We start from the raw sequence: 19,933 nt of genomic DNA, 5'->3' as shown, positions 1-19,933 counted from the left end.
ACTCGGTGTTCAGATAGAAAAAGCTCAACTAGCGTAGGAATAGCAACAATAGAAAGAAGAGCACAAATCCATCAGTAAAGACGAAGCTGCAAACAAAAATAAGAGAGGAAATCATGTCACTAGGCACCACCACATCCTTGGCATTTAAACGCATAACTGACGAAAAGACAGGGTCAATCGTTACTCAGCTAACACCTGATAGCAATGTGTGTAATCGAAACTATTTTTATCAAAAATGCTTCACAGAAGATGGCAATAAGCTTCTTATCTCAGCCAATTTTGATACCGAAAGAAACTACCATCTTTTAGATTTACAAGATGAAACTGCTATACAGCTCACCGAAGGTAAAGGCGACAATGTATTTGGCGGCTTTCTTACCACGCAAGATGACGCACTGATCTTTGTAAAAAATAACAAGCAACTCATTCGTGTCGATCTTAAGAACCAAGAACACAGTGTTTTATACGAAGTGGCTAAAGGCTGGGTAGGCTACGGCACTTGGGTACCTAATTCAGCTTGCACGAAAGTCGTGGCGATAGAAATAAAAGATACGGATTATATGGAGCTAGATAGCTGGCAAAAATTTGCTCAGTTTTATCACCAAAAACCGCGCTGTCGCTTAATCTCAATCGATCTAAAAACAGGTCAACGTACAACCATCTTCGAAGAAAATATTTGGCTTGGCCATCCGCTTTATCGTCCTAATGATGATAATACCATCGCTTTCTGCCATGAAGGCCCGCACGACTTAGTTGAAACTCGGATGTGGATGATAGATGAAAACGGCGACAACATACGCAAGGTCTACGAGCAAAGCGAAGAAGAGTCGTGCACTCACGAATTTTTCGTTCCTGATGGTTCAAAAATGATGTTTGTGTCTTATCGACCCAATACAGACAAGCGCCAGCTTTACTCTGTGGATGCAACAAGCCTAGCATTTAAAGTAGAAGCTGAAATGCCAGCTTGCAGTCATCTAATGAGCAACTACGACGGCACTTTAGTGGTTGGTGATGGTTCAGGCACACCAGTAGATGTTGCCGATAATACTGGCCACGACATCGAAAATGACCCTAACCTGTATTTGATTAATCTATCTGACGCAAGCATTCACCCTATTACAGAACACAATACCAGCTGGAAAGTCTTAAACGGTGATCGTCAGATCAACCACCCTCATCCTTCTTTCACACCAGATGATAAATCAGTGCTCTACAGCTCAGACGTAAATGGCACACCCGCTATTTACCTCGCAACCCTGTAAAGCACTGACTTGTTAAACGCGTTACTCTCTGTATAACTTTACCTAGCTATGTTTCGTTCATGTTCCATAGCTAGGTTTTGTGGATATTCAATAGTTAAGTATCCTAGAACGACGTTAAAAGGGCAAATAAAACACACAGTTATGTATACTGCAAAAATGTTTCAAAAATAATCAAGACCAAAAAAACCACATAGTTAAGTATACTTAGTTTGCAATAGTTTTGATGCTCGCACTTTTATACCAAACCCTATCTCTACAATCATCCCCCCTTCTGTCAAGAATCAATCAATGCCTAATACAACTTAGAAAAAATATTTCTAGTCCAACTATTCACGGCTGCTTGATCATTCTCTTCTACTAATAACAAATCAGATTTCGGGTGAATAGCAGTTCTGTAGCTTCTTTCGGTTCTTTGACATATCGAAATTAAATGCCTCTTAGGCCATTTCAAACTATTTCTCACCAATTCATACCTTATTGATTCGTATATATCTGGCCACTCTTTTTCATCAAATGCAGGAAGTATGAGTGTTGATAATGGAGAGATGCCATCAGATACATCCACCTCTAGAATAATAAAATCTTTTTCGCTACTTCCGACTTTATAAGTCAAAGATACAGATTGTATACTACGAATATTTAGGCCATCAGATAATTTATGTAGCCTACTTTTACCAACCTGTTTCAATTTTTCAAAAACATCTCGCTCATTAACAGTGATATTCTTCTTAGCAGCAAGAGCATCAATTACTTTAGAAAATAGTTTGAAACGGTTTTTGAGTTGTCTTTGTTGCTCTTCAGGGTCTCTAGCTCCTCCTACAGATATTGGTTTATCGTCCCCCATAACTGTTGGCTCACTAGTTGAGCCACGCCTGATGTCTTTATCTCTATCTTTAGTTTCACCTAACCTATTATTGTTTGTTATGGCATGTGGTTTTCGAATCACTTCAGAAGTGAATATTGACTTGAACTTGACCATTAGGGATGTGTTTGAGAAATGCTCCACATACTCATCATTCGGTACAGCATCTGCATCTAATTCATGCGCTCTAGTATTTGAAGAATCAGTCATTTTTTCTGAAGGAGAAGGCTCATTTCGATTTATGTTTTCAGTAAAGCCCTTCCCTTGATACCGTATTGTACCTGGCATCTCATTCGCAATTTTTACACCTACAATCTCATCTACTATAAACATAGATTGATCACTACTGTACCGACCTACACAATCCAAATCCCAATCCGAGATGTCAGGCAAATCAAAACGAAAAAGCCAAGTATCCCATTCACCTTGCTTACTCATTTCTTTTTGTAGATTTTGATAAACACTTTTAAATGACAGCATCGCACTGTTATCAAACAACAACCACGCCAGTAAATTTCTCAAACCTGCGTTCTGTAGAGCTGACTTAGGAAATACTTGATTATTGATAACATCAATAATTAGAAGATCTTCCTCATCATCATACGACACATCAAAATCAACCAGTAAACTTGTTGAATTCATACACGCTCGGCAGAGATAAGAAAACTGCAATATAGTTATTCGAGCCAACTCAAGTTCGGGAATCAATATATTTACAACTGAACCATTTAAGTTAGCCGGTATGGAAAACGCATATTGGTCGGATTCCAAGCTCTCTATATAACTCGAGTTTGGATAAAGTTCAGAGAAAGCACCAAGCTTAGTTTCAGCAACATTTGACACGTCAGGCACCGCAAATTTTATTGACACTCGATCATCAACTACATGCTTAGTTTGATTAATTATTCTTCCTCGAGCCAGTTCGGGTAATGAAGAAAAAACATCCGTTTTCCGCTCTTTCATAAGCGGAAACGATCTAACATTGATCAACCAATGACTGTGCTCCTCATTCTTAATTAAGTTTCCTACATGTACAATTTTCGCGTTATGTGGATAGTTTAAACTCTTCAATGTACAGGCTCCTTTTCAGATATTTTGATCTATATTTTACGCGTCTATATACCCTAACCCGCTAAGAACAGCTCTTGTTTCAGTTCTAATACGTTGATCGCTCAAACCAGCTTCACGATATAACTTCCACGGCTTAATATCATTGCCTTTCCGCTCTTGCTCTGCACAATACTTAGCCACTCTTCTTAGTTGATACTCGACAACATTTTCAGAAAAAGTATTTAGAAACTGCCAAGTCAATGGCATTTTATCTCTATAAGCATAAATCATAGAGTCTCTACCTAATTGTTTTAAAAACCAATTAGCTGACATACGCTGCTTAGGGAAGTTAGCCTCAGAATCATTCAATAGTCGAAATAATCGCTTAGTTTGCTTAATATCCCGCTCTTTCCAGTTCACTTTTTGAACTCTAGCTCCGTTTTCTTTTTTCTTATATTTTGCATTGAAAGCAAGAAAATATATTCGATCATTCCTATAGAGCCAGGCATATAAAGCTCCGCCGCCATTTGAGCTTCTAGCACCTTTCACCCCTAACTTTTTGACAATCATCTCCCACTCACAACGTTTTTCTAAACACTCACCAGACGGTTCCAAATTTTTTTCAACAACCGGTCTATGCTTAGTTTTATTCAAGGGCATGTTGCAAACTTGCCTAATAATTTCTTTAACCTCCAGCTCAGGCAAAAACACATGCCAGATCAAAAGGTGCTGAAGGTAACTAAATGATTTCCTATGTTTACGAAACATCGTTTTCAACCAACCAGTTTCTGAATCCAGGCCTTCATATAACCCCCATTCTTTTAAAGATGCTTCAGGCAAAGAGGCAATAAAACGTTCATAAATAGAGCTGTGACATACATTTTTCCCCTTCGTATATGACAAATCACTAGCCAGTTTCTTATAAAATGCTGTCCACTGGTTAGTTGATGGCGAAGTGATAGGTGGTATTTGCAAAAGCTCAATCGCTTTACTTGAAATTTTCTGACCGATTTCACCGCGTTTTGAATCCTTAGTGACAGATAGGCCAATAAGATCTGAAGCGGAAAAATACGAATGACGGTGTTCTTTAAAGGAACTTGTCATAACAGATAGTTCGCCATGTTCGCTACAAAACTTTAAAGCAGGAAGGAACCATTCTCTCTTCCAATAAGCTACTCCATAGTGCTCATATTGACTTTGGAGACAAGACTTACAATACCTAAAGTAGCCGTCAGTCTTAACATTTGAAGCAGCTATACCGAGCATCATATGAACGGTACCGCCGCTACTTTCACACATCAGTTCAATTGCTTTTAACCTTGTATATTCAGGCACAAAAACAGCATACAAGGGAAAAAGTGTATGCTGATATATAAGCTCTAAGGCACTAAACTTTCCTGTAGCCTGCAAATGAAAAGCAATTTTATTAAGGTTACAAGGCAAGTCCATGGTAGCGACAACCTTTCGATCTTGAAACACATCATCTAAAAGCTGTTTTGGACTCAATACGGCCAGATTGACGCCAGCTCTTGCAATGACACTATAAATTGTTTCTGCATCATAAGGCACAGGAAAATTGAGCACGTCCTTCTCCTTTTAAACAACTAGCCGCTGGGTATCTAGAATCAAAGATCGTTTAATTAAACCATCATACACTTCATCAGCAACTCCAAGTTTTTTATTAGAAAATAAAGACCTAACATCTTCTTTTGGCAAATCACCCCATTGTTTTCTAGTAATACTTATCGCTTTATTCTTTTCTTTTTTGACTTCTTCATGCTTATTTTTTTGTTCGCTAGCACTTTGTAGTAAAGGCATAATTATTGGTAGCGCCTGGACAAAAGTCATTTTGGAGTTTTCTGAAAATATTTGATGAATAGTTGAAACCAATAAATCCAATGAAAATTCAGATTTGAGAGCCATAAACACTCGGCGCTCATCCTCTATAACTAAAACTTTAAACGCCTTATCTTGATCGGTTTCAGCATCATTGTTAACAATTTCAGTTCTTAAATGAATAAGTTTTTTATCTAGCTCTGGAACAACAAGATCCGAAAACTGAGCAATTCTCTCTGCTTTACCTGACCGTAAAGCAGCTAACATTGGGTGAACTGGTTTCAATTCAGTCTCATACACGCTTTTCAGTAAACCAGACGTAATCCTCTCTCTTCCAATTGCTAGAGCTCTTAATTGAGACAAAACAAAAAGTTTTACCACAATATCCATCACGCCCTGACTAAGCTCATACCACGTATTTCGTACATCATCACTTAACGTCAACTCTCTATCCTGCAACAGCTGTAACTTCCACAATGAATCAGTAAACGCACGCCACTCTAGGTTTGGAGACCCTTTCCTATCAAATTGTGGGATAGTTTCCCAATAAAAAGCACCAAAGCCTGCACTTCTTCTTGCGGAGCGAAGATCTAGCTCAAATATCTCCCTTGCTTTGGGTGTGCCGATCAGCAACACGGGTAGTCCTATTGTATTGACCAAAGTCACAAAGAAATTCAACATTTTTTCAGAACCACCAGAACGGCTTTTACTTAAATGTTGGATTTCGTCAATAACGAGCAACCCTATGGTATGGGCATTCGCAATTTGAGCCATTATCGCCAGTAAAGTCTCCGTACCATTACGTTTCTTTAACCCATACTTATCTTCATATTGAGTACCAAGCAATTTATCTAATGCTCGAAAAAAATTGAGACATATCTCTTTTAAAGAGCCATCATGAGAACAATCAATTTTGAGGTACACAACCTGGTCAAGATTTCTATTAGGATGGTAAATAACTTGAGGGTAGGCACTCAAAATACGTCTTAAAGCAGTAGTTTTACCACCACCGGAACAACCGATCAGAGTAGTACTTTGAGCAGACGACTTTGCATCCTCAAATCGGAAGGCACCAAGATCACCAGATTGAAGTCGCTCATATCCATTTTGCAAATGCTTTTGAAGATCGCCAGTGGCCGGATTTCTTGCCACATACCCCAATCGAATCATTGCATCAATTCGCTCACTTAATCTCGCATGAGCTCCAAGCGGCTGGAAGTATTCATCCATAATACGACAAATATTGTGAGCCCTAATCGGGCGCTCTGCTGCAAAGTCGCTATCATTAAAAACAATATTTGAACGTAAACTTTTAACTCCAAGATACGAATCAATAATTGGAGGCAATGCTTCAATCAAAGGATTCCCATCATATGAGCTAATCCCTGTTTTGCTGTACTGTGCAATAACTTTCATATTCATCCTCTACTGATCTGGCTCATCATCAAATAGGCTCGGGACAAAAGAAGGGTAATCATAATCATCCTCTTCACTGTGTAGCGAAATAACAGTCGCTTTAGTTTTGTTCGGTTTATCCACTTTTCCTCTGCTTAATCTTTCTTGTTCAATTGCGAGCATATTATTAACTTTGATATCTTTGATGCGTTGCTGGTTACTCTTATCTATATCTAAGCTCCCAAACTCTTTCTCAGCTCTTTTCTTTGTTTCTTCGATGAATTTATTTAGCTCTGCTTGTTTTTGGTATTCACGGGACTGGTAATCTTTTTGTGTTGTTTTCTCTAAATACTGGAGTTCCCAAACCTTCCAAAATGTCATCCCACGAAAACGTCGACATCGATCCGTTATTTGGCATCGCCAATATTCCCTCTTCGAGTTGTCGGTAAAAAGATAAACAAAATCCGCATTATCAGGGTCATATGCAACCTCAAGGCCTTTAGGGCGAGCATGTCCAGAGTATCGAACTAACCAACCAGATTGAAAAATTTCAGAGCTTGTGTAGTCGACCCCCCAAACTTTTAAACCTCGCTCCGATAGTGTCGCCGATTTCCTTGGCAGCATCCCTATTCTTAAGCTTTCTAAGTCAGCCGCTCTTAACATACCGGTTTTATTTTGGACGCCCCAGTTCCATATATCTCTTGGAATCCGAGGAATGTAAGCAGGCATAGCTTCATCAGGATCGTAGGTAGGTATCTGCTTATAATTATTGTGATGGATCACAATTCTAAGAATAATTTGGGTGAATTCCTTAACCGTCATTTTGGCTTCTGCACGGTAATCCGATTCACCATGTTTTTTTATACGGGCACCTTTTACAATGCCTGGTAAATACGGTTTAAATTTATCCTGAACCGTCCTGAAAGCGCGTTCAACAATACCTTTAGCATCCCCTCTTCTTGGTGGAGCATTTTCAATTCTTACCCCAAAACCTAATGTGAGAGCTTCAATTTGATGGCCCAACAACTCTCCCCTATCCGCTAAAATAGCATCGGGTAAACCACAAACAGGCCAATCAGACTCATCTATGTCTATACCTGCTTGCCTACAGAGTTTATTTTTATCAGTGCAGGCCGTAACGATAGCCTGCATAGCGACCACATAAGAAGGATTGTCATAACCGATATACATACCTACAACCATCCGACTAAATACGTCTATGACAAAATAAACTGTCGGTCGACCTACGATATTTTGTCGGTTATCTTCTGAAACCAAATAGATATCAGCAATTGTTGCATCTATCTCATAACGACTCCCTGGACCAAGTGCATTAGCTGTTGAAGTACTCTTTAAGGGCCGATGATCTTTTTGATAGTTAACCAAGGATGTTTGTGATTTTAAACGAGTCTCAGCTCGATAGTTACGTTGATAATAGTAAGTGAACTGGCGTAAAGTAGGGTAATCCTCATCTGAAACATCAGGGTATGACTTAGCAAAAGACTCTTTAAACTCTAGGTAAGCATCTAGTTGAGACTTAGGCTTTTTGATTAATAGATCTTGACTGATTGTTTTATGAAAAAGTTTCTTAATATCTTCATTAACAATTGTTCCTTTTGCATCACTATAAAGTGGAGTCCTACCAGGCTTATTAATATTGGAACGGAGTTCTCCTCGCCCTCCACGCTCTCCAAAGCGCGGGGTAAGTGCATCTATAGACTGCCCTTTTTGCCAATACGCCCTAAGTAAACGATATACTGTTTTTTTTGTCGCCAATTTTTGGTTGACAATTTCGTTCACGAGTTTAGAACGTAAGGGGGGATGAAAAATGTCTTCTGAATTAATAATTGACTCTATCAGAGCAAAACTCTTATCTCGCCTATTTAACGCTGCCTCACTAGCACTCACGGCACCTTTTGTAAAAGGATCATTGGCGGCTATTATCTCATTATTTGAATGAAGCTCTTCAAACTCAAGTCGGGTGATTTCTTCTGGTAGGGCTTTATCATTGTATATCTCTATCCACCTAACATTAGAACTAGTGATTGATAGTGCTCTATATAGTCGTCCATCAAATTCAAAAACCTTATTAATTTGCAGCATCTAAAAACCCTCTCACTTCATCAATTCCCCTTGTAAATACAAAGTCTCTGCAAAATAGGTTTTTTAATGGTTTATTTAGGTCAAAATATATAAATCGATTAGCTAAAAGCTTCCTAAAAATCAGTAAGCTTTCACCCATATCCATAGAGTATGTAGTATCAATATGCTTTGTAAAATCAATAATCGACCTATCAGCAAAGAGACTCATTTGTATGCTGTAGAATTCATATTGACTAAGTAAATTGGTGCTGTTCTGCTCTAACACACCCTCTGCTGGTAAAAGCCACTTAAGATTATCTAGAACTATTTTTGAAAGGTTTCGCTCAGTTGCAACAAAAAAACCAATATTTTTTGCACTCCAATATCGACGTTGCAACTCTATAAATTCCAATACAGAAGGCGTATTTAAGCTATTAGAATAGCGGATATCGACCGCATATTGTCGGTTTGGATGGGAACAATCAGCAACTAAGAAATCAGAAAAGCGAATTTGAGGAACAGACTTATGACTTAATATGGGAATTTTGGCTTCTTCAGATATTTTACAGACATCTTCAACGACTAAAGGAAAACGCTCCCGAATATCTGAAACATTTTCACTCCAATCGAACAAACACGAATACGCAAACTCTAAATCTGAGAATAAATGCAATAATCTCCCAGATGTATTGCATAGTGTTCTGTGGGATCGACCGGTAGACGTAAATTCATGGATATTCAACCAAGGCTTATAGTATTGAAGCTCACCATTACCACAGCCTTTTTTAATTTTTTGAGATATTTTCTCCGCTGAAAAGCGATTGTACGCAGCAACCATTAGAGCCCCCTTGTATAGTTTATAAACAACTATACAAGGGGAATAGATAGGATACAATACTCTGTATTAAGGTACTTAATTTTGTTTTAGTATACTTAACATTGATTGTGAATACTTAACTATTGAATAACAACAGGTTTTTTTTATTTCAGATCATCAATTATTCCACAGTAACCGATTTAGCTAGGTTACGAGGCTGATCTACGTCGGTGCCTTTTACGACTGCAACGTGGTAAGACAATAACTGCAGCGGAATTGTATGAACAATTGGCTCTAGAATGCTGTCTACTTTTGGTACTTCGGTGAAGATGATATTTTCTTCGTTATGCAGGTCTGTGTCCTTGTCGGCAAAAACATACAATTCGCCACCGCGAGCCGCCACTTCTTGTAGATTAGACTTAAGCTTATCCAACATGTCGTTATGTGGAACCAGTGCAATGATTGGCATATTCTCATCAACCAAAGCCAATGGACCGTGTTTTAGCTCACCTGCTGGGTAGGCTTCCGCATGAATGTAAGAAATTTCTTTTAGTTTCAATGAGCCTTCTAGCGCGATTGGGAACATGGTGCCACGTCCCAAAAATAGCGCATTGGTTTTATTAGCAAAACGATCCGCAACAGTCTTAATGTGAGCATCTTCTAAAAGAGCAGCATTCACGTAAGCAGGTAATGAACGCATAGCTTGAACAAGCTCTTTTTCTCTTTCTGCTGACAGACCATTTTCTACAGCAATAGCAACACTGGTAATCAATAGTGCAGTCAGCTGAGTGGTAAAAGCTTTAGTGGATGCTACGCCGATTTCTGGGCCAGCATTGGTAAGAAGAGTAAGCGCTGACTCACGTACCAGCGTACTAGATGGGACGTTACAGATAGCTAGAGTCGTTAAATAACCCAGCTCTTTTGCCATACGCAACGCAGCTAGTGTATCCGCTGTTTCGCCAGACTGTGACAAGGTCAAAAACAAGGTTTTCTTCGGCACAGCCACTTTGCGATATCGATATTCGCTTGCCACTTCAACACTGCATGGCAAACCAGCTAAATCTTCAATCCAGTATTTTGCCACCATGCCTGCATGATAACTGGTACCACAAGCAACGATATGTACATTTTCCACTTCTTTTAAGAAAGCAGAATCTGCACCAAAGCAGCTAGTAAGAACCTTGGTTTCACTAATACGACCTTCTAGACAAGCACTGATCACTTTAGGTTGCTCGTAGATTTCTTTCATCATGTAATGACGAAATTCACCTTTGTCTGTCGCGTCGATGTTGTGGTTAAACACGCTAATTGGACGGTCTTGCAACTCGCCTTTTGCATCATAGATAGACACGTTATCACGACTTACTTCAACCACGTCGCCTTCTTCTAAAAAGATGAACTGGTCAGTAACATGCAATAATGCAAGTTGATCTGACGCGACAAAGTTTTCTTCAATACCAACCCCAACTACAAGCGGGCTGCCTTTACGTGCGGCAATAAAGCGATCGTTATCGTCTTTTTGCACCACTCCGATAGCAAAAGCGCCATGTAATTTCGTTAACGTCGTTTGCACAGCTTTCAGCAAATCTGGCTGTGTTTTTAACGCATCATGAATAAGGTGAACGATAACTTCGGTATCTGTTTCGGATTTGAATTCATAACCTTTGGCTTTTAATTCGCGACGTAATGGTTCGTGATTTTCAATGATGCCATTATGAACCAGAGCAAGATCATTACCTGAAAAGTGTGGATGTGCATTAGCTTCCGTTGGCTTGCCATGAGTGGCCCAACGTGTGTGAGCAATGCCCATTTTGCCATCTAGTGGCTCTGCTTCGAATTTGTCTTTTAATGCCTGAACTTTGCCAACGGCACGGTGTGAAAACACACCTTCTTCGTTGTTAATCGCAATACCGGAAGAATCATAACCACGGTATTCAAGACGGCTAAGACCTTCAATTAAAATTTTTGATACGTTACGACGCGCAATGGCGCCAACTATTCCACACATGAGAGAATCCTTTTCGTGTTTGTGCCGAGGCTCAGCTCAGCACAATAATAAATATGATGAGATAAACAGCGAGTTAATGACTCGCCGCTTCTCCTGCTTAATATGTAAAATTCTGTTTAATAGATTAAAAGCTAAAGCGTTACTTTTTGATTGGACGAGGCCAATTGTCTTTGTTGGTTTGTCGCGCTCTGGCGAAAGCCAATTGATTCACGCCCACTTGTTTAGTGATGGTCGAACCCGCAGCGATCATTGCACCTTCTGCCACTTGCACTGGTGCGACTAACGATGTGTTTGAACCGATAAAGACGTTATCGGCCACTTGTGTCAGATGTTTATTTACACCATCGTAGTTGCAGGTAATGGTGCCTGCGCCAACGTTCACGTTTGCACCCATTTCTGTATCGCCAATGTAGCTTAAATGATTAACCTTGCTGCCTTCACCAATAATGGCTTTCTTGGTTTCAACAAAGTTGCCAATCTTGGCTTTATTAGCAAGCTGTGTGCCCGGACGTAATCGAGCAAAAGGACCGATGTCGCAATTTTCGCCAACTTGGCTTTCTTCAATTAGCGTGTTGCTTTTAATAATAGTATTGTCACCAATGGTGCAGTTTTTAAGATGGCAATTTGGCCCAACTTCAACACCAGTACCCAACACTACTTTACCTTCAAAAATACAGTTCACGTCGATAATGACATCATGACCGGTAGTCAATTCTCCACGAATATCAATGCGAGATGGGTCAAGCAAGGTCGCGCCATTTTGCATAAGGCTAACGGCTTGCTGGTTTTGTAACTCACGCTCTAATGCGGCAAGCTGAACTCGATCATTGACGCCTGCCACTTCGGCCTCGTTTTCTGGGTTCACTGTGACAATATCCACACCATCACGTGCCGCCATAGCAATCACATCGGTCAAATAATATTCGCCTTGGGCGTTATTATTCGTTAAGGCTGCAAGCCAGCCTTGTAGATGATTATTCGGCGCTAGCAAAATGCCGGTGTTCACTTCTTTAATAGCAAGCTGGTCTTCAGCAGCGTCTTTTTGCTCAACAATCGCTGTCACTTTGCCTTGTTCGTTGCGAACAATCCGACCGTATCCAGTTGGATTATCAAGAGAAATCGTCAATAAAACTAAGGTATTGGAATTAGACAGAGCAGTCATTTTTTCTAATGTACTGGCACGAATCAGCGGAACATCACCATAAAGAGTTAATGTCGCACCATCAGCCTGAAGAAAAGGCGCAACGCGACGCAATGCATCACCAGTTCCTTGCGGATCATTTTGCCAAACAATATTGGCTGAAAAGTCCTGACAATTTGCTTCGACTTGTTCACCTTGGTGGCCAACAACGAGATGTAATTTTGATTCAGGTAATGTACTTGCTGTGGTTAGTACTCGTTTTACCATGGCGATACCGCCAACTTTGTGCAATACCTTGGAAAAGGCTGATTTCATTCGGCTGCCCTTTCCGGCAGCAAGAATTACGATGTCCTGAGTCATGAGCATCCTTGAATTGGCGTCTTTAAATAAATAATGAATATTACTGATAAAAGCTATTAGACCTTTTTGCCTAAACCGTCACAACCCAAATTGTCACAAAAAAAATGACAATTTTTATAAAAAATCATAAATCGATGATTTTAAACGCTTCTAGGCAAAGCAAAAACAAAGATTGTCAGGAAATAATCAATATGATGTTGATGCGTTACATTACGGCATTACCAGTATAAAATATCGCCTTAATATTAATAAAAACCATTATCAAATGGTTTACACATCACCAAAGTAAAGGATTAGCATGAGTCAAATCAGCGAACCGAAGCAACTTGATGAGCTTTATAACGAGGCGCATCCTTTAGCATTAAAAAAAGAGATTGATGAACTAGAACAACACTCAATCACCTTCATAGAGAACTGTCCTTTTATTATCATGTCAACATCGGATAAGAATGGATTCGCAGATGTTTCACCTCGTGGCGGTGATGTGGGGTTTGTTAAAGTGCTGAATTCAAAGACCGTAGCATTCGCAGACACGGCTGGTAACAATCGCTTAGATAGTTTGAGAAACATCGTAGAAAGACCAAAAGTTGGTCTACTTTTTATGATTCCTGGTATCGGAGAAGTTGTGCGTATAAAAGGCACTGCTAGCCTACACACAGACAACGAAACACTAGATTTATTTGTTGAAAATAATAAGCCACCAAAACTGGTGGTTAAAATAAGCGTACATAAATTACTTTTTCATTGCCCCAAAGCCATTGCCGTTGCAAAGCTTTGGAGCGAAACGAATAAAGTGGAACGTTCATTTCTGCCTTCACTTTTGAACATCATTCAAGATCAAACCCAAGCATCAAGTTGATGCTTGGTCTAAGGTAATGGCGGAATGGCGGAGCGTCTTGGACAAGCATTGCACTCCGCTTGAAGGAGTTCTACTAGAAGCCTCGTAGCTGGGCCTGTTCGTTCACCTTTTCCAAAGATGGCAAACATGTGGAAACTTCGTTCACTACCAGAAATCAATTTCAATTTTTTAAGTTTTCCGCTTTGCAAGGCGTATTCTAAATCTGCCTTTGGTAGCCACGCGAAGCCTATACCGCTAGTCACAATTTCTAAAGCGGATTGCACACTCGATACCGTCCATCGTCTGTCTGTGCCCAACCAACCCGCATCGATAGAGGTCTCGGATGCTGAATCACGAATAACAATTTGTAATTCTCGACTCAAGCGCTCGTTATTAATAGGGTCTGCTTCTTGATGCAAAGGGTGACTCGTAGCCGCTACCGCGATCATTTCCACTTCGACAATGGGATCGGCCAAATAACCTTTTGGAACAATAGCGCTAAGCACTAAGTCTGGACTGCCTTTTCGTAGTGCTTCTTCTCCTCCGCTTAATACGGCTTCTTTTAATTGCACTTGCGTTCCTTGGCTTTGTGGCTCAAAAGCTTGCAAGGCACGCAGTAAAGCGGGCGTTGGAAAGGCCTGATCGACCACTAATTCTAATTCAGGCTCCCAGCCTTGGCCAAGTGTGTGAGCTAACTCTTCTAGATCTACTGCCTCTTTTAATAAATGCCGTGAACGACGTAACAAGACTTCACCGCGCTCAGTAAGTTTGGCTTTTCGCCCTTCGATAATCAGCAACGGATAGCCTAGCTGCTCTTGAAGCTTTGCGACTGTGTAGCTAACTGAAGATTGGCTTTTATGGAGTGCTTCTGCGGCTTGGGCAAAACCACCTTTGTCCACAACAGATTGCAAAACGCGCCATTGCTCTAACGTTACTCTCGGGGCTTTCAAGATAATTCTCTTATATAAAATACATGGATAATTAATGTATCGTATTTTTCGATCAATATCTCCAAAAAATGTCGCTTTTTAATCGAATAACTAGGTTATAAAATATCCGTCATTATCAAGTGACGAGCCATCTTGGCTCACTTAAGATTACCGAGGAGAAATTATTACAATGGCTACTTTACTACGTATCGACTCTAGCGCTTCTGGCGAAAACTCTAAATCACGTCAACTAGCAAACGAGTTTGTTGAAAAATGGTTGGCAAAAAACCCAGAAGGTAAAGTCGTTGCTCGCGATGTAACTGCGAACCCACTACCTCACTTCACAGGCGAAACATTAGGCGCACTGTTTACTCCAGAAGAAAACCGTTCTGCTGAACAACAAGCTATTGTTGCGATTGGTGATGAACTGATTACTGAACTAGAAGCTGCTGACGTAGTGATCGTTTCAGCTCCTATGTACAACTTCGGCATTCCTTCTACGCTGAAGTCTTACTTTGACTATATTGCTCGTGCTGGCCGTACGTTTAAATACACTGAAACTGGACCTGTTGGCCTTGTAAACAAAGATGCTTACATCTTTGCTGCAAGTGGTAGCTTCCTAGCTGGCGCTCCAGTTGATCACCAAGTGCCACATATCCAAACATTCCTAGGTTTCATTGGTCTAAATATAAAAGAGACTTTCATCGCTGGCGGTCAAGCGATGGGCGCACCAGGTGAAGAAGCTTTCAACCAAGCCAAATCACAAATTGCAGTAGCTGTTTAACATTAATTTTTAATCCCTTTTAAGTTAATGTTATTGGTTACTCCAAAAAAAACCGATTAGAGTCTTCTAATCGGTTTTTTTGTGGAAATTATCTGACTAACATAAATATCAACAGCCTTGTCGGGATCCCCTAACAAACAATTGAATTGCATCAAAGCCCATTAGCTTTCAGGGCAATGCGCTTACGCTGTACGTCAACTTCTAACACTGTAACATTGACCACTTGCCCCACTCGCACTAAATCCCTTGGGTCTTTAACAAATCGATCTGCCAATTGCGAGATATGGATCAATCCGTCTTGATGCACACCCAAATCTACAAAAGCACCAAATGCCGCCACATTAGTCACAACGCCTTCTAACGTCATGCCTTCTTGCACATCTTCAAGCTTTTGAACACTATGATCAAAAGACGCATAACGAAACTCTGGACGTGGATCTCGACCTGGCTTAGCAAGCTCGTTAAGAATATCCGTATAAGTAAAATCGCCTGCTTGGGCAAAGCTTGGGGCGAACTGCTTTAGCTGCTGTAAAGCACTACTATTATTAAGCAAGTCATTTGCTTTTAGCTTTAATTGCGCGGCCATTTTTTGAACTAATGGGTAGGACTCAGGATGCACACCAGACTGATCTAATGCTTCTTTGCCATTTAGTATTCTTAAAAAGCCAGCACATTGCTCGAAGCATTTATCTCCGATGCCTTTTATCTTTAACAGCTCGCTTCTCGATTCGATGCGGCCTTTCTGCTGACGATAGTCTACGATATTTTGCGCTAAGCGATTGGTTAAACCTGAAACGTAGGACAGCAAAGAAACCGAAGCGAGGTTAATATCTACACCAACGCGGTTAACGCAATCCTCTACTACATTTGCAAGCGACTTGGACAATAGGGCGACTTTGACGTCATGCTGATATTGACCAACCCCAATAGCCTGAGGATCAATTTTCACCAATTCAGCTAGCGGATCTTGAAAACGACGAGCAATAGATACCGCTCCTCGTATTGTGACATCTAAATCAGGAAATTCTTGTATTGCTATTGGTGAAGCAGAATAGACAGAAGCTCCAGCCTCACTAACCACCACAGCGCGACAATCTAGATTCGATTCGCTAATAAGCGCTTTAACTAGTACTTCAGTCTCTCGTGAAGCAGTGCCGTTACCAATCGCCACCCAACCAATATTATGTTTGCGGATCAACTGAGAAAGCATTGTGCTGGCTTCTTGCGTACGATTCTGAGGTCCATGAGGGTAAATAACACCATGATCAAGTAAAGAACCTTGCTCGTCGATAACCGCCAATTTAACACCATTGCGAAAACCAGGATCAACACCTAATACTCGATGCGCTCCTGCAGGTGCAGCCATTAATAAATCTTGTAAATTATCTGCAAAAACCTGAATAGCACCTTCTTCAGCTCGATCTTTCAATTGAGAAAGAACATCGGTTTCTAATTTAGGCAGAAGTTTATTTTCCCAAGCAAGATTTAAATACTTACGCTGCAAAGACGTTACTCGATAAGATTCAGGCAAATTTGTATCAAGCAGTTGATTAAGATGAGGAAAGATTAATACGTCAGGATAATTTTCTTCATTCTTCAAAGAAACACTCAGTTTTAATATCGACTCTTTTTTTCCTCGAAAGAGAGCAAGTAAACGATGAGGAGGCACTTTATTTATCGCTTCTTGGTAATCAAAGTAATCACGGAACTTCTCGCCTTGCTCCTTTTTACCTCGCAGCACCCTACTGGTTAAAAGGCCATCTTTGAGCAATACTGCACGACCTTTTTTTAGAACATCACTGTCATTGGCAATAGCTTCATTCAATATTTCAGTTACACCCTCTAAAGCAGACTCTGCCGACATTACAATATTATTTTGCTTACACCAGGCATCAATTGCAGACAAGGTGTCAGAACGCTCGCCTGACCATACTAATTCCGCTAAAGACTGAAGCCCTTGCTCCCTTGCCTCATCTGCTTTTGTCTTACGGGTTTTCTTAAATGGCGAATACAAATCCTCCAATTCATTTTTAGAGATGGCATTTTGTATTTTTTTTCTTATGGCATCGGAAACATTTGAATCGTCAGCTAATAACGCAAGAATGCTTTCTTTACGCTTTTTTAATTCAACTAAATACTGCCATCTATCGTAAAAAGAGCGCAAATCCTGATCACTCATGCCGCCGGTATTTTCTTTCCTATAACGAGCAATGAATGGAACGGTTGCACCTTCTTCAAATAATTGAATAATATTATCGCTGTATTTTTTTAATATAGAAAACTCTAGGCTTAGGTTATCTGATATGGAATTCATTTATTACCCTATTGTTTACACTTTTCTAACAGATTAAACACGTTATTTTATTAGCATGTTAGGTTGTTTTTTATTAAAATCCACACACAAACTTGAAATAGTATAAAATTACATCACAATGTACTGATATCAATTCAATGTTTTTTTACGGTATGAATTATTATTGAATTTGTAGCATAAGATAAAACACTTTTTTCATCTGGTTTAGATTCACTATCAACCTAAGAAAGCGTTTTATTTTTTCCAATCTTATGGAATTTTCAAATTTATTAATTTTAACACATACCACTGAGCATAAAAGACGGATCTATTTTTTCAGTGCAGGACCAACTAGTTATTCAGAGACAACCAGTTCTTAACAGATAAATAGGGGACACCAATGAGTTTATTACTAGAATTAGCAGGCAATAAAGCAAAAGCACGTGCAGCAGCAAAAGAGCTAAGCGTTGCTCAACTTGAAAACCTAATCGCAGGCTTCAACAATGCGCTTGAAAAAGCAAAAGAAGAAGAAGCAGCTCGTGACGCAGAGCAAGCACTAAAATCTGCTCGCGCTGAAGAAATTGCAAACCTAATCGCTAAAAGCGGCTTAACAATGGAAGAAGTAGCATTACTAACTACTCCAAAAGCTGGCGCGACAAAAGGCAAAACTGTTGAACCTAAATACCGCTTAACAGTAGCTGGTGAGACTCACGAATGGACTGGCCGTGGCCGCACACCAAAAGTATTCCAAGAATACTTTGATGCTGGCAACAGCCGTGAAAGTGTAGAAATCAAATAATTTTTGATTCTAGCTTTATTTGAACAATAAAAAAGCGACTCATTGAGTCGCTTTTTTATTGGCTAAATCTATTTTTGGTCTAAAAATAAGAGCGCTTAGCTAGTTTGTTTGGTATAAATCAAATCCCAAACACCGTGACCTAAACGCTCGCCACGCTGCTCAAATTTAGTCAATGGACGCCATTCAGGGCGAGGGTGATACAAGCCTTTACCAGCCGCATTCTGATAGCCCTCTTGGACTTCCATTACTTCCATCATATGCTCGGCATAAGGCTGCCAATCTGTTGCCATGTGAAAGTGTCCACCTTCTTTTAATACATTCGCCACTTGCTGAGCAAACAAAGGCTGAACGATACGACGCTTATTGTGTTTCTTTTTGTGCCAAGGGTCTGGAAAAAACAACTGGAATGCACTGGCTGTTTTCTGTGGTAAACAGTTCGCCATAACTTCAATCGCATCATCACAATAAACACGTAAATTGGTAATGTCTTCCTCTTTTGCCAACATCATCAGTTTAGCAACACCCGGTGGATGAACTTCAATACCGATAAAATCTTTCTCTGGGGCATTTTTTGCCATCTCGACAAGCGAGGCTCCCATACCAAAACCTACTTCAAGCACCACATCTGATTCACGACCAAATACGGTTGCGTAATCAATTCGCCCATCAGCAAGATCTAAACCGTACACGGCCCAGTTCGCATCGTAGTTCTTTTGTTGACCTTCAGTCATGCGACCACCACGTACAACAAAGCTACGAATGGTACGTTTCTTGATAGGTTCTTGAGTATTTGTTTCTTGCTCTTGCATGGTTAAATATCGCTTAAGTGTGTTCTATTTTGATGAGCCTACACCAACCTAATTCGTTCGATTTAGGTCAATCATTAATCAATCATGTCTTTTAGGTAAGACTAGCGGGGCGCTATCCTACCGGAAAAAACCTTTGATGTCCTGCTTTTGTCGGTTCGTTTATTAAAACCTAAAGTCGTATTGCCTAGGTTTTTTGATGACTTGAACGCCAAAAATTCAGCACTAAAAGCCCCCAAGCAATGAGGTAGCATAAACCACCGAGAGGCGTCACGACTCCTAACAATGTGTAACCTGTTAAAGCCATGACATATAGACTACCGGCAAATAAAATATTACCAATACAAAGAAGCAGTAGTATGTTTTTAGTAGAAGATAAATAAGTAGATAAGGTAACTACGACCAATCCAGCTAAAGCATGATACATAAGGTATTGGCTTGCAGTGTGCCACCAGCCTAGTGCTTTCAGCTCAAGTATACTGGTCAAAGCATGTGCACCAAATGCACCTGCAGCAACGGATATAAAAGCTTGAGCTGCAAAAACTGCGCCCCATTTCAAAGGCAACCTTGCTGATGCTTCTTTTACATAGCCTTGTTTGGCCGGCCCTTTCAGTACATGCTCTTGCTTTGAAAGAGATGAATGCGACTCAACGTCGTGATAAGACATAAAT

15 protein-coding genes are annotated in these 19,933 nt (G+C 40.1%); 4 read left to right on the top strand and 11 right to left on the bottom strand.

From position 1 onward, the window contains the following. Positions 1–113: 113 nt before the first annotated feature. Positions 114–1,262: an oligogalacturonate lyase family protein gene (locus B6N13_RS01935; RefSeq protein ID WP_169458283.1), complete on the top strand. Its 1,149-nt coding sequence runs from the start codon at positions 114–116 to the stop codon at positions 1,260–1,262. A 292-nt stretch (positions 1,263–1,554) separates the two neighbouring features. Here B6N13_RS01935 and B6N13_RS01930 read toward each other — a convergent pair whose 3' ends face one another. From B6N13_RS01930 to glmU, 7 genes are all read right to left on the bottom strand, one after another. Beyond that, positions 1,555–3,195, bottom strand: coding sequence for a Tn7-like element transposition protein TnsE (locus B6N13_RS01930; RefSeq protein WP_169458282.1), 1,641 nt, complete (start codon positions 3,193–3,195; stop codon positions 1,555–1,557). Between the two features lie 36 nt (positions 3,196–3,231). Continuing rightward, on the bottom strand, positions 3,232–4,758 hold the full coding sequence (locus tag B6N13_RS23640; protein ID WP_169458281.1) for a TnsD family Tn7-like transposition protein: 1,527 nt from the start codon (positions 4,756–4,758) through the stop codon (positions 3,232–3,234). A gap of 12 nt (positions 4,759–4,770) precedes the next feature. Continuing rightward, the gene (locus B6N13_RS01920) at positions 4,771–6,426 is read right to left on the bottom strand and encodes an ATP-binding protein (RefSeq protein ID WP_248280192.1); all 1,656 of its coding nucleotides are present in this window, start codon (positions 6,424–6,426) and stop codon (positions 4,771–4,773) included. A 9-nt stretch (positions 6,427–6,435) separates the two neighbouring features. Beyond that, positions 6,436–8,508 carry a DDE-type integrase/transposase/recombinase gene (locus B6N13_RS01915; protein ID WP_169458279.1) on the bottom strand — a complete coding sequence of 691 codons (2,073 nt, stop codon included), beginning with the start codon at positions 8,506–8,508 and terminating at the stop codon, positions 6,436–6,438. Further along, a complete protein-coding gene (locus tag B6N13_RS01910) occupies positions 8,495–9,325 on the bottom strand; it encodes a TnsA endonuclease C-terminal domain-containing protein (protein WP_169458278.1) in 831 nt (276 codons plus the stop codon). Before B6N13_RS01910 ends, B6N13_RS01915 begins: the two co-directional genes overlap by 14 nt. Positions 9,326–9,485: 160 nt before the next feature. Continuing rightward, on the bottom strand, positions 9,486–11,312 hold the full coding sequence (gene glmS, locus B6N13_RS01905) for a glutamine--fructose-6-phosphate transaminase (isomerizing) (protein WP_100186643.1): 1,827 nt from the start codon (positions 11,310–11,312) through the stop codon (positions 9,486–9,488). A 139-nt stretch (positions 11,313–11,451) separates the two neighbouring features. After that, positions 11,452–12,813, bottom strand: coding sequence for a bifunctional UDP-N-acetylglucosamine diphosphorylase/glucosamine-1-phosphate N-acetyltransferase GlmU (glmU, locus tag B6N13_RS01900; RefSeq protein ID WP_072838976.1), 1,362 nt, complete (start codon positions 12,811–12,813; stop codon positions 11,452–11,454). Between the two features lie 298 nt (positions 12,814–13,111). Here glmU and B6N13_RS01895 point away from each other — a divergent pair, with 298 nt between their 5' ends. Beyond that, positions 13,112–13,672 (top strand): MSMEG_1061 family FMN-dependent PPOX-type flavoprotein, encoded by a 561-nt coding sequence (locus B6N13_RS01895; protein ID WP_169458277.1) that lies wholly within the window; start codon positions 13,112–13,114, stop codon positions 13,670–13,672. Between the two features lie 8 nt (positions 13,673–13,680). Here the strand turns inward: B6N13_RS01895 and B6N13_RS01890 are convergent, their stop codons facing one another. Next, positions 13,681–14,601 (bottom strand): LysR family transcriptional regulator, encoded by a 921-nt coding sequence (locus B6N13_RS01890; RefSeq protein WP_072838974.1) that lies wholly within the window; start codon positions 14,599–14,601, stop codon positions 13,681–13,683. 169 nt (positions 14,602–14,770) lie between these two features. On the opposite strand from B6N13_RS01890, the gene B6N13_RS01885 reads away from it, so the two are divergent. Further along, positions 14,771–15,364 carry an NAD(P)H-dependent oxidoreductase gene (locus B6N13_RS01885; protein WP_169458276.1) on the top strand — a complete coding sequence of 198 codons (594 nt, stop codon included), beginning with the start codon at positions 14,771–14,773 and terminating at the stop codon, positions 15,362–15,364. Between the two features lie 151 nt (positions 15,365–15,515). Here B6N13_RS01885 and B6N13_RS01880 read toward each other — a convergent pair whose 3' ends face one another. Next, positions 15,516–17,678, bottom strand: coding sequence for a Tex family protein (locus B6N13_RS01880; protein WP_169458275.1), 2,163 nt, complete (start codon positions 17,676–17,678; stop codon positions 15,516–15,518). A 379-nt stretch (positions 17,679–18,057) separates the two neighbouring features. Between B6N13_RS01880 and B6N13_RS01875 the strand changes: the two genes are divergently transcribed. Beyond that, on the top strand, positions 18,058–18,456 hold the full coding sequence (locus B6N13_RS01875; RefSeq protein WP_011978593.1) for an H-NS histone family protein: 399 nt from the start codon (positions 18,058–18,060) through the stop codon (positions 18,454–18,456). A 95-nt stretch (positions 18,457–18,551) separates the two neighbouring features. Here B6N13_RS01875 and trmB read toward each other — a convergent pair whose 3' ends face one another. Both trmB and B6N13_RS01865 read right to left on the bottom strand, forming a co-directional pair. After that, complete coding sequence (gene trmB / locus B6N13_RS01870; protein ID WP_169458274.1) at positions 18,552–19,265, bottom strand: tRNA (guanosine(46)-N7)-methyltransferase TrmB; 714 nt, start codon at positions 19,263–19,265, stop codon at positions 18,552–18,554. Between the two features lie 184 nt (positions 19,266–19,449). Then, positions 19,450–19,929 (bottom strand): DUF423 domain-containing protein, encoded by a 480-nt coding sequence (locus B6N13_RS01865; protein ID WP_169458273.1) that lies wholly within the window; start codon positions 19,927–19,929, stop codon positions 19,450–19,452. Positions 19,930–19,933: the final 4 nt, after the last annotated feature.

Source organism: Marinomonas sp. UCMA 3892 (genome assembly GCF_012726345.1).
In the GTDB taxonomy this organism is placed as follows: domain Bacteria; phylum Pseudomonadota; class Gammaproteobacteria; order Pseudomonadales; family Marinomonadaceae; genus Marinomonas.
The sequence above is the reverse complement of the archived record's forward strand: the minus strand, read 5'-3'. Positions and strand labels throughout refer to the sequence as shown.